Source organism: Kytococcus schroeteri, assembly GCF_002847825.1.
Classification (GTDB): Bacteria; Actinomycetota; Actinomycetes; order Actinomycetales; family Dermatophilaceae; genus Kytococcus; species Kytococcus schroeteri.
Window position 1 is genome coordinate 1 of sequence record NZ_PKIZ01000047.1, and the last position, 318, is coordinate 318.

General features: G+C 54.1%; 1 pseudogene. It reads right to left on the bottom strand.

The features are described 5' to 3' along the window. A pseudogene (locus tag CYJ76_RS11435) lies at positions 1-307 on the bottom strand (phosphotransferase); the annotation flags it as partial. Between the last annotated feature and the right edge of the window lie 11 nt (positions 308-318).

The following is a 318-nucleotide window of genomic DNA, read 5'->3' on the forward strand; positions in this document are numbered from 1 at the left end:
AGATCGAGCTGCGGCGTACTCTTGTCCTCGTCCGGTAAGAAGTCGGGATTGACGGCATTGCGGGACACCACATCAACGGCGCGTCCGAACATTCGCGACAGCCTGCGCTCAAACGGACATTGATCAACCGATAGGCTGTGAACAGCGCCAAGTTGCTGCCCCATTGACGGCCACGCTTTGAGCAAATCCGCTCCAGACAGATCAGCCGCCGGTACTCCCGGAATTGCCGTTATTCACCAGATTCTCCGCCTCTGACAGGCAACCAGTCAGAATGCGATTCACCAAAAAAAATATTAGTTCGATTCAATGGAGGTTCCT